This is a genomic window from Pseudomonas capsici (genome assembly GCF_017165765.1).
GTDB classification, from domain to species: Bacteria; Pseudomonadota; Gammaproteobacteria; order Pseudomonadales; family Pseudomonadaceae; genus Aquipseudomonas; species Aquipseudomonas capsici.
Window position 1 is genome coordinate 51,441 of sequence record NZ_JAFGZD010000018.1, and the last position, 14,372, is coordinate 65,812.

The window sequence follows — 14,372 nt, forward strand, 5'->3', positions numbered from 1 at the left end:
ATGAAAGTCACAAAACTCACACATATTTTTTTCTATCAGCGCAAAGAGGCAAGAAATGAACAGCTATCGACCGGATACGCACAGCAAGCTTTTGGGGTATCTGCTGTGGATCGTCGGCTTTCTGGGAGCGCACCGTTTTTACTATGGCAAGCCGGTGACCGGGACTATCTGGTTCTTCACCTTCGGCTTGTTGGGGATTGGCTGGCTGATCGACCTGTTTCTGATCCCGTCCATGGATCGCGAGGCCGACCTGCGCTTCAATCAGGGCTCGACCGACTACAACGTGGCCTGGCTGTTGCTGACCTTCCTGGGCATTTTCGGTGTCCACCGCATGTATCAGGGCAAGTGGATTACCGGTTTTATCTATCTGCTGACAGGCGGGCTGTTCCTGCTGGGCGTGCTTTATGACTTCTGGACAATGAATAACCAGATATCCATCAGGAACGCGCAGCGCGGTTGAGGTTATTCGCTCTGTCCTCGTCAAGTGTTGTGGTGTCTATGATGCAGCGCTGTCGCGCAGCAAGCAGGGGGACGTTGTAGGAGCGCGCTTGCCCGCGACCGAGTGCGAAGCGCTCGCAAAATCTACACCTGCTTGCTGCGCGAAAGTGCGACACCGGCGAACTCCCGCACAGACTTCACAGCGCTACGCGCTGTAACTGATCCGCCCGTCCACCAGCGTGTAACGCACGGCACCCGGCAGGCAATGGCCCAGGAACGGGCAGTTGTCGCCTTTGGACAGCCACTTCTCGCCGGCAACTGTCGAGGCTGCCGGGTCGAACAGCACCAGATCCGCTGCTGAACCCGCGCTCAACTGTCCGGCTGGCAGGCGCAAGGCAGCAGCAGGACCGGCGCTCAGGCGGGCGATCAGGGTTGGCAGGTCGAGCAGGCCATCTTCAACCAGTGTCATCGCCAGCGGCAGCAACAGCTCGACGCTGCTGATGCCTGGCTCGGTCGCACCGAAAGGTGCCAGCTTGGCATCACGTTCGTGAGGCTGGTGATGACTGGAGATGGCCTGGATCACGCCGGATTTCACGGCTTCACGCAGACCGTCGCGGTCGGCGCGGGTGCGCAGTGGCGGCTGGACGTGATACAGGCTGGAGAAGTCGATCAGCGCCTCGTCGGTCAGGATCAACTGATACAAGGCCACATCGGCGGTCACCGGCAGGCCACGGGCTTGCGCCTGAGCGATCAGGGCTGCGCCACGGGCGCTGGTCAACTGGCTGAAATGCGCTCGTACGCCGCTTTGCTCCACCAGCAGCAGGTCCCGGGCAAGTGCCACGGTTTCTGCCGTTTCCGGAATGCCAGCCAGCCCCAGGAAGCTGGCGGTCGGGCCTTCATGGGCCAGGCCGCCTTCAGCCAGATCGCGATCCTGAGAGTTGAAAATCACCGTCAGGTCGAAGGTCGCCGCATATTCCAGTGCCCGGCAGAGCGTGCGGGTGTTGCTGAAGCTGCTCAGACCATTGCCGAACGCCACGCAACCGGCATCGCGCAGGGCAACCAGTTCGGCCAGTTGCTCGCCTTCCAGCCCTTTGCTCAAGGCTCCGACAGGGAAGACCTTGCTGTATCCGGCCTCGCGGGCACGGTCCAGGATCAGTTCGGCGACTGCCGAGGTGTCGAGTACCGGTTTGGTGCGCGGCGGGCAGCACAGGCTGGTGACGCCGCCTGCCGTGGCCGCACGGGTTTCGCTGGCGATGGTGCCTTTGCGGCTGTAGCCCGGCTCGCGCAGGGAGACATTGAGGTCCACGAGGCCGGGGGCTGCGACCAGACCGTGGGCGTCGATGGTCTGAGTCGCCTCGAATCCCGATGGAGCAGTACCGATGGCGAGGATCTTGCCCGCTTCAAGGTGCAGATCCGTGACTTTATCCAGCCCGCTGACCGGGTCGATGACGCGAGCGCCGAGAATGCTGAGCTTCACAGGGCGTTCTCCTGCTCGAATTGTCGTTGTGCGGTTTGTCCGCTCATGGCCATGGACAGTACGGCCATGCGCACGGCGATCCCGTAGGTCACCTGATTGAGAATGACCGAGTGCGCGCCGTCGGCGACGGCCGATTCGATTTCCACGCCCCGGTTGATCGGGCCAGGGTGCATGACGATGGCATCAGGCCTGGCACCTGCCAGACGTGCAGTGGTCAGGCCGAACAGGCGGTAGAACTCGCCCTCGCTGGGCAGCAGGCCGCCGGTCATGCGTTCGCGTTGCAGGCGCAGCATGATCACCACGTCCACATCCTTCAGGCCTTCGGTGAGGTCGGTATAAACCTTGACCCCGTACTGCTCGATACCTATGGGCAAAAGGGTCTTCGGCCCGATGACGCGGATGTCCGGGCAACCCAGTGCCTTGAGGGCCAGCATGTTGGAGCGCGCCACTCGCGAGTGCAGGATATCGCCGACGATGGCCACCGACAGATTCTCGAAGCTGCCCTTGTGGCGGCGGATCGTCAGCATGTCGAGCATGCCCTGGGTCGGGTGCGCGTGACGGCCGTCGCCGCCGTTGATGATCGCCACTTCCGGGCACACGTGCTCGGCAATGAAGTGGGCTGCACCTGAGTCGGCATGACGCACGACAAACATGTCGGCAGCCATGGCTTCCAGGTTGCGCAGGGTGTCGAACAGTGTCTCGCCCTTGCTGGTGGAGGATGTTGAAACGTTGAGGGTGATGACATCCGCCGACAGCCGCTGGGCGGCGAGTTCGAAGGTGGTTCGCGTGCGGGTCGAGTTCTCGAAGAACACGTTGCAGACGGTCTTGCCACGCAACAGCGGGACTTTCTTCACCGCACGGGCACCGACTTCAAGGAAGGAGTCGGCCGTGTCGAGGATTTCGGTGAGCAGCTCGCGGGGCAAGCCGTCCAGAGACAGAAAATGGCGCAGCTGACCCTGATGGTTGAGTTGCAGCGGGCGCTTGGCGTCGAGAGGCGTCATCGCAAGGGACTCTTAAAGGGCTGAAGCGGTGGAAAGGTCTTGAAGCTCGAGCGCCAGCGGCTCGGGGCCGGTCAGCTTGACGCGCTCGTCGGGAGCCAGGGACAGCGATGCGCCCACCACGTTGGGGCGAATCGGCAGTTCACCGGCATCCAGATCCAGCAGGCAGACCAGCGTGACACTGGCCGGACGTCCGTAATCGAACAGTTCGTTGAGGGCTGCGCGAATGGTGCGCCCGCTCATGAGCACGTCATCGATCAGGATCAGGTGCTGACCTTCGATCTCGAAAGGCAGCTCCGAGGGGCGAACCTGAGGATGAAGGCCGTTCTGGCTGAAGTCATCGCGATAGAAGGAGACATCCAGTGTGCCGAGCGGCGTGTCGTTTTCCAGAGCCTTGAGCAGCGCCTGGGCGACCCATACGCCGCCGGTGCGGATGCCAATGAAGCGAGGGTCGTTGATGCCGCGCTTGCTCAGGTGAGCGCTCAGGTCGGTGGCCATCTGACGAATCAGATCGCTGGGGTTGGGCAAGCTCATGATTGCTCCTTGATCGAAGGGCCGGGCACCGCCCATGGGGCTGGCTGCTCAGGCGGAAACTTGAAATCCGGGTATCTCGAAGCTGTTCTGGCCCGAAAAGTCACGCATTCAACAGCTCGGCATTGGCATCCAGCCAGCCTTGCAGCAAGAGCGCGGCGGCGATGGCATCCACGGGGTTGTCACGATAGCTGCTGCCTCGCTGACCGCCACGTGCCATGCGTTCGCCCTTGGCTTCGAAGGTGGTCAGGCGTTCATCGTGGGTATAGACCGGAATGTTGAAGCGGCCGTTGAGCTTGCGCGAGAACTTTTCGGCCCGGGCACTCATTTCGCTGGGCGTACCGTCCATGTTCAGCGGCAGGCCGACGACGATGGCATCGGGTTTCCACTCGTTGATCAGTGCCTGAACCTTGTCCCAGTCCGGGACGCCGTTCTGTGCCTTGAGAGTGCACAGCTCGCGAGCCTGACCGGTAATGGCCTGGCCGACCGAGATGCCGATCTGTTTGGTGCCGTAATCGAAACCCAGGAGCAGGCGCAATGCAGCCATCAGGCGTGACCTGCCTGGGTCGAGAGCAGATTCAGATTGATGCCCAGGCGTGCTGCCGCCGCGTCGAGTCGCAGTTCACTGTCGACATCGAACAGGATGGCGGGGTCGAAAGGGCAGGTCAGCCAGGCATTGGCAGCCATTTCGGCGTCCAGCTGACCCGCATCCCAGCCTGCGTAGCCCAGGGCGATCACATTCTGATCGGGGCCGTAGCCGTCGGCGATGGAAAACAGCACGTCCTGTGAAGTGGAGAGCGAAATGCCACCCAGCTCGACAGTTGCCTGAAATATCTGACCGCTCGGATGCAGGACGAACCCGCGGTCGGTCTGTACCGGGCCGCCCGAATGGATGGGGATGTGCTGGCAGCGCACAGGAGCGGGCAATTCCGGTCGCAACTGCTCCAGCACATCGGCCAGGCTCAGGCTTTGTGGGCGGTTTATCACCAGGCCCATGGCACCATTGGCGTTGTGCTCGACGATATACGTCAAGGTTTGCGCGAAGTTCTGATCGTGCATGTGGGGCATGGCGATCAGAAACTGATGCTTGAGATAGCTCGGAGATAGATTTTTCATGAGCCTTAGTGTGGCGCTGCCGGGCAGACCTGACAACTGTCAGTTATGGCAGCCTTGCGATTTGTGAAGAAACCGTCAGTTACTGGACAGCTTGTCGCCCCGCGAAAACTTCCAGGTGCGGATGATTTCAAGTCGGTCGATGTCGGCCAGATCGCCGGTGAACGGCGAAAATGGCGCTGCCAGGCGCACAATTCGCTGCGCGGCCTGATCCAGTAGTGGGTGGCCCGATGATTCCAGCACCAGCACTTCATACAGCGAGCCATCGTGATTGATCGAGACCAATAGTCGCAGATTGCCGTAGATCTGCTGGCGGCGCGCTTCTTCCGGGTAATTCAGGTTGCCGACCCGCTCGACTTTCTTGCGCCAGTCATCCTTGTACCAGGCACCCTTGTCGCGCATGGTCGAAGCCGCATTGAGGCGATGGATCTTCGGTCGCTTGGCATAAAGTTGCTGCTCGGCCGAGAGTTCGGCTTCCAGGCTGGCGATTTCATTGCTCAACTGGGAGCTGTCGAAGGAGGGCGACTGTCTGGTGGCGGGCTCCGGTTTGACTTCCTCGCGCTTGGCGGTCGTGTGCTGCTGCGAAGGGGCGACGGTGGCTACCGCGGTTTTCGGCGCTTCCTGTTTTTCCACGGGCTTGTTGGCCGGTGGCGGTGTCACCTTGTTGACCTTGGTGTCCTGATAAGGCGCGATTTCCGTGGTCTTGAGGGTTTCTGCCTTGTCCAGGGTGCCGCTGCCCTGTTGATCGTCCTGGGCCAGAAAGTCCGCCTGCTTGGGCTTTTCCTCGCTTTTGAAGGTGGCGAGGGTGATTTCCAGCGTCTGGGAGATCTGTTCGGGTTTTACGTAGGTGAAGCCCACGCCAAGAATCACCGCAGCATGGATCAGCGCGGCGATCATCATGGTGAAGCCCAGGCGATCCGCTGGACGCACCCCAACTGACGAGAGTTCGAGGGGCAGGTCGTTTCTGGCCATGGATGTCATTGGCGGTTCAGTGTCTCGTTCAAAATCCGTTTTCTCATGATCGTTTCGCGGATGAGTCCGCTCCCACAGATTGTGTGGGAGCGGACTCATCCGCGAAAGGTTTACCGCGCCTGCAGTTTCTTCTCGATCACGTCCATCAGCAAGCCGCCGATGTTGGTGCCGAAGGCATTGTCGATTTCGCGGATGCAGGTCGGGCTGGTGACGTTGATTTCGGTGAGATGCTCACCAATCACATCCAGACCTACGAAGATCAGGCCTTTTTCGCGCAGGGTAGGGCCGATCTGTTCCGCGATCCAGCGATCCTTTTCGGTCAGCGGGCGCGCTTCGCCACGACCGCCAGCGGCCAGGTTGCCACGGGTTTCGCCTGCTGCCGGAATACGAGCCAGGCAGTAGGGAACGGGTTCGCCGTCGACCATCAGGATACGCTTGTCGCCGTCCTTGATTGCCGGCAGATAACCTTGGGCCATGATTTGCTGGGTGCCGTGGGCGGTCAGGGTTTCCAGGATCACCGACAGGTTCGGATCGCCTGCGCGATGACGGAAGATCGACGCGCCGCCCATGCCATCCAGCGGCTTGAGGATCACATCGCCGTGCTGCGCGGCAAATTCACGAATGATGTCCGGACGACGGCTGACGAGCGTTGGCGGTGTGCATTGCGGGAACAGCGTGGCGAACAGCTTTTCGTTGCAGTCACGCAGGCTCTGTGGCTTGTTGACGATCAGTACGCCGGCGCGCTCGGCCTGTTCCAGCAGGTACGTGGTGTAGACGAATTCCATGTCGAACGGCGGGTCCTTGCGCATCAGGATCACGTCCAGATCCTCAAGGCCGGTGTCGATTTCGTCCTGCAGTTCAAACCAGTGTGCCGGGTCGGCGAAGACCTTCAGCGGTTTCATCCGGGCGCGAGCCTGGCCAGCGTTCTGGTACAGGTCCTGCTGTTCCATGTAGAACAGTGACCAGCCACGTTCCTGTGCGGCAAGCAGCATGGCCAGCGAGCTGTCCTTTTTATAGGAGATGCGCTCAATGGGGTCCATGACAATCCCTAAGCGAACGCTCATGGGTAATATCCTCTGATCGATAGCGGCCATGATGGCCTTGAAATAGGCGTCAGGGTGGCGCTCCGATTGCTTCGGGTCAAGGGGCAGCGCTTTATGGATTGAGTCTGGAGAGTGTGCTAAAAAGGCTCGACATCCGCTCTTCTGCCCCCTGGGTCGGCCAAAGGCGACGATACGGCGCCAGACCACGCAGAACACGCAGAAAATCGCTGCGGCAACGGAAGAACAGATATGGAACAGTACGCCACAGCATTGAAGGTCATGGTCATCGATGACTCGAAGACCGTTCGCCGTACCGCCGAGACGCTACTCAAGAACGTCGGCTGTGAAGTCATCACGGCAATAGACGGTTTCGATGCGCTGGCAAAGATTGCCGATAATCATCCGCGAATCATATTCGTCGATATCATGATGCCGCGTCTGGACGGTTATCAGACCTGTGCACTGATCAAGAACAACAGGGCTTTCAAGTCGACTCCAGTCATCATGCTTTCCTCCAAGGATGGGTTGTTCGACAAGGCCAAGGGGCGGATCGTCGGCTCCGACCAGTTTCTGACCAAGCCTTTCAGCAAGGAAGAACTACTGAACGCCATCAAGGCCCATGTGCCCGGTTTCGTTGCGGTAGAACAACAAATTTCGTGATGCCCGCGTCCGATCGCGGGTTCGCACCTGATGGGGAACACCATGGCTCGAATATTGATCGTCGATGATTCGCCGACCGAAATGTACAAACTCACCGGCATGCTGGAAAAGCATGGCCATGAGGTGCTGAAGGCTGAAAATGGTGCCGATGGCGTTGCCCTGGCCCGTCAGGAAAAACCCGATGCCGTGCTGATGGATATCGTCATGCCGGGGCTCAACGGTTTTCAGGCCACGCGCCAGCTGACCAAGGATGCCGACACCAACATGATCCCGGTGATCATGATCACCACCAAGGATCAGGAAACCGACAAGGTCTGGGGCAAGCGCCAGGGCGCGAGGGATTACCTGACCAAGCCAGTGGATGAAGAGACCCTGATGAAAACCCTGAACGCGGTGCTGGCCGGCTGACAGCCGGGCTTTCCATGGTCGAGCCACGTACTGCCTTTGAACTGCTGCTCGATATCGATCAGCGGTGTCGCTCTCTGGCGGCAGGTCTGCCTTTGCAGGAAACCCACCAGCAGGACTGGAGCGGCATCGGCTTTCGCATGGGCGAGCAGCGGTTTGTGGCACCCATGGGTGAAATCGCCGAAATTCTGCATGAACCACGTTATGCCGTGATGCCTGGCGTAAAGCCATGGGTGGTCGGCATGGCCAACCTGCGCGGGCGGCTGTTGCCGCTCATGGATCTGTGCGGTTTCTTCGGTCACGAATTGTCCACGGTCCGCAAGCAGCGGCGAGTGCTGGTCGTCGAGCATCAGGACGTGTTTGCGGGTCTGGTGGTGGATGAAGTCTTTGGTATGCAGCATTTCAGTCAGTTGAGCCTGATGCCCGAAACCCTTGTTGCGCCTGAAATGGCAGTGGTGCCGTTCCTGCGCGGGCAGTTTCTGCGTGAACAGGCCTGGCTGGTATTCAGCCCGTGGGCACTGACACAATCTCCTGATTTCATGGACGTGGCATTGTAAGTGGCAGGTCGTTCCGCCCGGCCTGGTCGGGTGTGTTTGTTTCACGAATCGCGGTTGGTCCAGGCGGGGGCCTGATTAATGAGTAAGACTGGCAGGTCACTGGAAGGCGCACAGAGCCGGGCGCAGATCATTCTGTTGTTCGTTGCGCTCATCGTTTTCATCATTTTGTTGTTCGCCAACTTCACTTATCTCAATACCCAGTCGAACTACGACAAGCAGTACATCGGTCATGCCGGTGAGTTGCGGGTCTTGTCCCAGCGCATTGCCAAGAACGCCACCGAAGCTGCGGCCGGCAAGGCCCAGGCGTTCAAGTTGCTGACCGATGCACGCAACGATTTCGACCTGCGCTGGGGATATCTCAAGAAGGGCGATCCGGCCACCGGCCTGCCCGCTGCGCCTTCGGCCGTTCGTGATGAGTTGCGAGCCGTGCAGACCGATTGGGAAGTCCTGCGCAAGAGTGCCGATGTGATTCTGGCCAGCGAGCAGACGGTGCTGTCTCTGCATCAGGTGGCTGCAACCCTGTCCGAAACCATTCCGCAATTGCAGGTCGAGTACGAAAAGGTCGTTGAAATCCTGCTCAAGAGCCATGCTCCGGCCAGCCAGGTCGTGCTGGCGCAGCGTCAGGCCCTGTTGGCGGAAAGAATCCTCGGTGCGGTGAATATCGTGCTGTCCGGTGACGAAACCGCCGTGCAGGCCGCCGATGCCTTTGGCCGTGATGCCAGTCAGTTCGGGCGAGTGCTCAATGGCATGCTCGAAGGCAATTCGAGCATGCGTATCGCCCAGGTCGAGGACCGCGATGCCCGGGCGCGTCTGGGAGAAATCGCCGAGCTGTTCGAGTTTGTGTCCGGTTCGGTCGACGAAATCCTCGAAACGTCTTCCGAGCTTTTCCAGGTGCGCGAGGCGTCCGGCAATATCTTCAATACGTCGCAGACCCTGCTGGAAGAAGCCTCGGCGTTGGCCAACGGCCTGGAAAGTCTTGCCACCACCCGCTCGGCCAACTCCATCGGCGAATATGTGCTGGGTCTGCTGGCGCTGATGTCCATCATCCTGATCGGTCTGGTGATGGTGCGCGAAACCAATCGTCAGTTGCGCGAAACTGCCCAGAAAAACGAGCGCAACCAGAACGCGATCATGCGGCTGCTGGATGAAATCGAGAACCTGGCCGACGGCGACCTGACCGTGACCGCGTCAGTGACCGAGGATTTCACCGGTGCGATTGCCGACTCCATCAATTACTCCATCGATCAACTGCGCGAACTGGTGGTCACCATCAACCTCACCGCCGAGCAGGTCGCTGCAGCGGTGCAGGACACCCAGGCCACTGCCGCGCAACTGGCGGCGGCCTCCGAGCATCAGGCGTTGCAGATCAGCGCAGCTTCGGCAGCAATCACCGATATCGCGGTTTCCATCGATCAGGTTTCTGCCAACGCCTCGGAATCCTCTGCGGTGGCAGAGCGCTCGGTCACCATCGCCAACAAGGGTAACGAGGTGGTGCATAACACCATCCATGGCATGGATAACATTCGCGAGCAGATTCAGGACACCTCCAAGCGCATCAAGCGTCTGGGCGAGTCTTCTCAGGAGATTGGCGATATTGTCAGCCTGATCGATGACATTGCCGATCAGACCAATATCCTGGCGCTCAATGCTGCCATCCAGGCGTCCATGGCGGGTGATGCCGGGCGCGGCTTTGCGGTGGTCGCCGACGAAGTACAGCGTCTGGCCGAGCGTTCGTCGTCCGCCACCAAGCAGATCGAGACGCTGGTACGGGCGATTCAGAATGACACCAACGAAGCAGTCATTTCCATGGAGCAGACCACCAGTGAGGTGGTACGCGGCGCACGTCTGGCGCAGGACGCCGGCGTGGCGCTGGAGGAGATCGAGGGTGTTTCCAGAGTGCTTGCCGAACTGATCGAAAGTATCACCGATGCGGCTCGCCAGCAGGCCTCCTCGGCCGGGCAGATATCACAGACCATGACCGTGATCCAGCAAACCACCACACAAACGACTTCCGGTACTGCCGCGACTGCAGAGAGCATCGGCAACCTGGCGAAAATGGCCAGTGAAATGCGCCGCTCGGTGTCGGGGTTCACCTTGCCGCCATCCAGAGAAATCGGATGATGTCCTGCAAATGAACAGTCTTGATCGGGTAAGAGGCAGGACTCATGGCTGATCGCCGCGATTATGTCGCTCTGGAATGGCTCAAGGGCGAGATAGCCGAAACTCTCAGGCAGGCCCGTCAGGCGCTGGAAACATTCGCCAGCGAGCCGGCGAACACGGCTGCCCTGGATGAATGCCTGAATCTTGTGCATCAGGTGCATGGCAGCCTGCAGATGATCGAATTCTATGGCGCAGCCCTGCTCGCCGAGGAAATCGAGCAACTGGTTCTGGCTCTGCAACAGCATCGGGTTACTCAGCAAGCCGAGTCCATGCAACTGCTGGATCAAGCCATGACTCAGTTGCCGGTCTATCTGGAGCGGGTCCATTCCGCCCGGCGTGATTTGCCGCTGGTGGTTCTGCCGCTGCTCAACGACCTGCGTAGCGCCCGTGGTGAAAGCCTGCTCTCTGAAACCAGCCTGTTTGCCCCGCAACTGGTCATCGTCCCGCCGCTCGACGCCGAGACACGGGCCCGGCGCAATACCCCGGAATTGCCCGAGTTGCTGCGCAAGCTGCGCCATACCCTGCAAGCTGCGCTGGTGGGCCTGATGCGTGAGCAGGACGTCAAGGCTCAACTGGGTTTCATGGCCAAGGTGTTCGCTCGTCTGGAGCTTTTATGTGAAGACGCGCCTCTCGGTCCGCTGTGGCGAATCGCTTCGGCGCTGGTCGAAACCATGCTCAACGGTAACTTCACCAACAGCCCGGCGTTACGCAGTCTGCTGAAAGATGCGGACAAGGAGCTCAAACGCCTGCTGGAGCAGGGCATCGACGGTATCAACCAGCCCGCGCCTGAAGAATTGCTGAAAAGTCTGTTGTTCTATATCGCCAAGTCCGACAGCCAGGCACCGAAGATGCAGGATCTCAAGGATCAATACGCCCTTGCGGAAGCCTTGCCCGGCAATGACGTGGTCAACGAGGAACGCGCCCGCATGGCCGGGCCTGATCGCGATGCCATGCGTTCGGTGATCGTTGCGCTGTGCGAAGGGCTGGTGCGGGTCAAGGAACGACTTGATGTGTTCGTGCGCGGTGACCGTCAGCACGTCAGTGAACTCAATCCGCTGCTGCCGCCATTGCGCCAGATTGCCGATACCCTGGCGGTGCTGGGGTTTGGCCAGCCGCGCAAGGTCATCATCGATCAACTGGCGGTGGTTCAGGGGCTCGCTCAAGGGCAGCGTGAGCCCAATGATGCCGCGCTGATGGATGTGGCGGGTGCCTTGCTGTACGTGGAGTCGACACTGGCCGGAATGATCGGTCCCACCGAGCAGACCAGCCAGGAAGACAGTCGCCTGCCCACCACTGACCTGATGCAGATTCATCAACTGGTGATTCGCGAAGCGCGGATTGTCCTGCAGCAGGCCAAGGATGTGGTGCTCGATTACATCGACGGCGAATGGGATCGCCAGCGGCTTGAGCCGCTGTGTGCCTTGCTGATCCAGGTACGTGGCGCTCTGGCGATGATTCCTCTGGCCAGGGCGGCGAGCCTGCTGGCCGCCTGCAACGAATACATCGTCGAGCACTTGCTGGTAGATGAAAACCGTCCTTCATGGACTCAACTCGATTGTCTGGCCGATACCCTGACCGGAGTCGAGTATTACCTGGAGCGCATGGGCGAGGACCACGAGGCTCCGGGTAACCAGATTCTGGACCTGGCCCAGCAAAGTCTCGCCCGGCTGGGTTATTCGCCGGCAGTAGACACTCTGGACGTACCGCTGCTGGACGAAGTCATCACCCAGGACGAATTGCTGGAGCTGGATGACCGGCAGGTGCTGGTCAGCCCGACGCAGACCATCGCTCAGGTCCTGGCCAGTCCGGTTTCCGCGGTCAACCCGCCAGCCCGTCATATCCCCGCCAGCCTGTTGCCTCCGCCTGTGGGCGAGGAGGCTGTGGACCAGGAGTTGTGCGAAGTCTTCCTTGAAGAAACCGAGGAAGTGCTGGATGCACTGCGCGAATACCTGCCACGCTGGTTTGCGTCGCTTGGCACTCCCGGCAATGCCGATAGCGCCGCATTGACCGAAGTGCGCCGGGCGTTCCATACCCTCAAGGGCAGCGGGCGGATGGTTCGTGCCCTGGTCTTGAGTGAGCTGGCCTGGTCGGTGGAAAACCTGCTTAACCGGGTACTGGAAGGCGATGTCCTTCCGGGCCTGGAAGTGCAGCAATTGCTGACTGAAGTGCTTGCCTTGCTGCCTTCGGTAATCGAGGACTTTGCCGGTGATGCACAGCGCCAGCGCAATGATGTGGATGTGCTGGCCGCCCGCGCCCATGCCTTGGCCAACGGTCTTGAGCCTCCAAAAAGCATCCCGACTGCACGCCATGGCGCAGAAGCGCTGGACCCGCAGTTGCTGGAGATTTTCCGTCAGGAAGCCTATGGGCATCTGGGGGCGCTCAACCGCTTTCTCGATCAGGCTGCACAAAGTGATTCTCCCTCCATCACGGATGCCTTGTTGCGCTCGTTGCATACCCTCAAGGGTAGCGCGCACATGGCAGGCGTATTGCCGATTGCCGAACTGGCGAGCCCGCTGGACCAACTGGTGCGCGAGTACAAGGCCAACCTGATCGCCATCGGCGCGCCTGAACTCAAGTTGCTGCGCAATGCCGAGCCTTTGCTGCGCAAGGGCCTCGAGCAACTGGAGAGCAAGCCGCTGGCCGAGATTCCCGGGGCTGCCAGATTGATCGAGGCGGCCCATACGTTGCTCAACGAGCGGCTGACCATGGCGCTGCGTGAGTCGGACAGCGGTCTGCGCATCAAACACAACCCCAAGCTGATTGCCACCTTCCTGGCCGAAGGCATGGACATTGTTCTGGATGCCGAGAACCTGTTGCAGCGCTGGCGTGAGCATCCCGGCGAGCGACAGGAACTGAGTGCGTTGCTCGATGAGTTGACCACCCTTGGCCATGGCGCCCATCTGGCCGACCTGCCTCAGGTCGATGAACTGTGCGAGGCCTTGCTGGATCTTTATGGCGCCGTGGAAGAAAGCAGTCTCGCGGTCAGTGAGCGCTTTTTCAGCGAAGCCGAAAATGCCCATGAAGCCTTGATCAACATGCTCGATCAGGTTGCTGCCGGTCAGAATGTCGACCCGCGCCCCGAATGCATTCGCGCCCTGCACGAATTGCTCGACGAGGCGCTTGACCCGTCCGCCATGGGGCTGATCAAGAGCGACGGAGTTCAGGCTCCGAGTATCACGGAATTCAATGCCGCTACCGCCCAACTGGCCAGCGAAGAGCCGGAAACCGGGCTGGCGGACCCTGACGATGAGATCGTCGAAATCTTTCTCGAAGAAGCGGTCGATATTCTCGATAGCGCCGCGCATTCATTGCAGCGCTGGCTGGAAGATCCCGAGAGTCCGGTGCCGCTGCCGTCGTTGCAGCGCGATCTGCACACCCTCAAGGGCGGCGCACGGATGGCCGGTATCGTGCCGGTGGCCGCTTTGGGGCATGAGCTGGAAATTCTGTACGAAGGCCTGATCGACCGACGTTACAGTTATTCGCCTGAACTGGCCGGTCTGCTGCGCGCCAGTCACAACCATCTGGCGCGCATGCTGGAGCAGTTGCAGGACCATCACCGGCTGACCGATCCGGCGCCGCTGATCGAAGCCATAGGCAGTTTTCGCCAGGGCACCTTTGTTGCGACAGGCAGTGAGGCCGAGGTGGTTGACGGGCCGGTCGGGCCCAAGGCCGAGGATGCAGCGGAGCGCGACCCGGAACTGCTGGAAATCTTCCTCGAAGAAGGCTACGACCTCAGTGAAAGCTCTGGCGCAGCCCTGGCGCGCTGGCAGGCCGACCCGCAGAATCTGCTGGAAGTGGAAAACCTGTTGCGCGATCTGCACACCTTGAAAGGTGGTGCGCGCATGGTCGAGATTGTCCCCATCGGTGATCTGGCCCACGAACTTGAATCCCTTTACGAAGGGCTTTCACGGGGTGACCTGCAGCCAGGCCCGTTGATGATCAGCCTGCTGCAAAGCGGCCATGACCTGCTGGTCGACATGCTCGACGCCGTGCGTGCGGACAAGCCTTTGCCCAGCGC

12 protein-coding genes and 1 pseudogene are annotated in these 14,372 nt (G+C 60.3%); 6 read left to right on the forward strand and 7 right to left on the reverse strand.

From position 1 onward, the window contains the following. Window positions 1–55 precede the first annotated feature (55 nt). Entirely contained in the window at window positions 56–460 is a 405-nt protein-coding gene (locus JSY17_RS20225; RefSeq protein ID WP_117166434.1) for an NINE protein, read from the forward strand. 183 nt (window positions 461–643) lie between these two features. Here JSY17_RS20225 and JSY17_RS20230 read toward each other — a convergent pair whose 3' ends face one another. From JSY17_RS20230 to gshB, 7 genes are all read right to left on the reverse strand, one after another. Beyond that, a complete protein-coding gene (locus JSY17_RS20230) occupies window positions 644–1,915 on the reverse strand; it encodes a dihydroorotase (protein WP_206402791.1) in 1,272 nt (423 codons plus the stop codon). Next, window positions 1,912–2,916, reverse strand: a complete 1,005-nt coding sequence (locus tag JSY17_RS20235) for an aspartate carbamoyltransferase catalytic subunit (protein ID WP_117185323.1) — start codon at window positions 2,914–2,916, stop codon at window positions 1,912–1,914. Before JSY17_RS20235 ends, JSY17_RS20230 begins: the two co-directional genes overlap by 4 nt. Before the next feature lie 12 nt (window positions 2,917–2,928). Next, window positions 2,929–3,447, reverse strand: coding sequence for a bifunctional pyr operon transcriptional regulator/uracil phosphoribosyltransferase PyrR (gene pyrR / locus JSY17_RS20240; RefSeq protein WP_117182537.1), 519 nt, complete (start codon window positions 3,445–3,447; stop codon window positions 2,929–2,931). A gap of 100 nt (window positions 3,448–3,547) precedes the next feature. Further along, window positions 3,548–3,991: a Holliday junction resolvase RuvX gene (ruvX, locus tag JSY17_RS20245; protein WP_206402792.1), complete on the reverse strand. Its 444-nt coding sequence runs from the start codon at window positions 3,989–3,991 to the stop codon at window positions 3,548–3,550. After that, a complete protein-coding gene (locus JSY17_RS20250; protein WP_117166429.1) occupies window positions 3,991–4,560 on the reverse strand; it encodes a YqgE/AlgH family protein in 570 nt (189 codons plus the stop codon). The genes ruvX and JSY17_RS20250 overlap by 1 nt, the downstream gene beginning before the upstream one ends. A 75-nt stretch (window positions 4,561–4,635) precedes the next feature. Then, window positions 4,636–5,538 carry an energy transducer TonB gene (locus JSY17_RS20255; protein ID WP_117182539.1) on the reverse strand — a complete coding sequence of 301 codons (903 nt, stop codon included), beginning with the start codon at window positions 5,536–5,538 and terminating at the stop codon, window positions 4,636–4,638. A 101-nt stretch (window positions 5,539–5,639) separates the two neighbouring features. Beyond that, on the reverse strand, window positions 5,640–6,593 hold the full coding sequence (gene gshB, locus JSY17_RS20260; protein ID WP_117182540.1) for a glutathione synthase: 954 nt from the start codon (window positions 6,591–6,593) through the stop codon (window positions 5,640–5,642). A 228-nt stretch (window positions 6,594–6,821) separates the two neighbouring features. On the opposite strand from gshB, the gene pilG reads away from it, so the two are divergent. The 5 genes and pseudogenes from pilG to JSY17_RS20285 all read left to right on the forward strand — a co-directional run. Beyond that, entirely contained in the window at window positions 6,822–7,232 is a 411-nt protein-coding gene (pilG, locus tag JSY17_RS20265; RefSeq protein WP_025262261.1) for a twitching motility response regulator PilG, read from the forward strand. Between the two features lie 42 nt (window positions 7,233–7,274). Further along, complete coding sequence (pilH, locus tag JSY17_RS20270) at window positions 7,275–7,640, forward strand: twitching motility response regulator PilH (protein ID WP_002551739.1); 366 nt, start codon at window positions 7,275–7,277, stop codon at window positions 7,638–7,640. Between the two features lie 14 nt (window positions 7,641–7,654). Next, window positions 7,655–8,194 (forward strand): chemotaxis protein CheW, encoded by a 540-nt coding sequence (locus JSY17_RS20275; protein WP_117166426.1) that lies wholly within the window; start codon window positions 7,655–7,657, stop codon window positions 8,192–8,194. A gap of 78 nt (window positions 8,195–8,272) precedes the next feature. Further along, window positions 8,273–10,315 carry a methyl-accepting chemotaxis protein gene (locus JSY17_RS20280; protein ID WP_117182542.1) on the forward strand — a complete coding sequence of 681 codons (2,043 nt, stop codon included), beginning with the start codon at window positions 8,273–8,275 and terminating at the stop codon, window positions 10,313–10,315. Window positions 10,316–10,359: 44 nt separating this feature from the next. Further along, window positions 10,360–14,295: pseudogene (locus JSY17_RS20285) on the forward strand (Hpt domain-containing protein); the annotation flags it as partial. Window positions 14,296–14,372 lie beyond the last annotated feature (77 nt).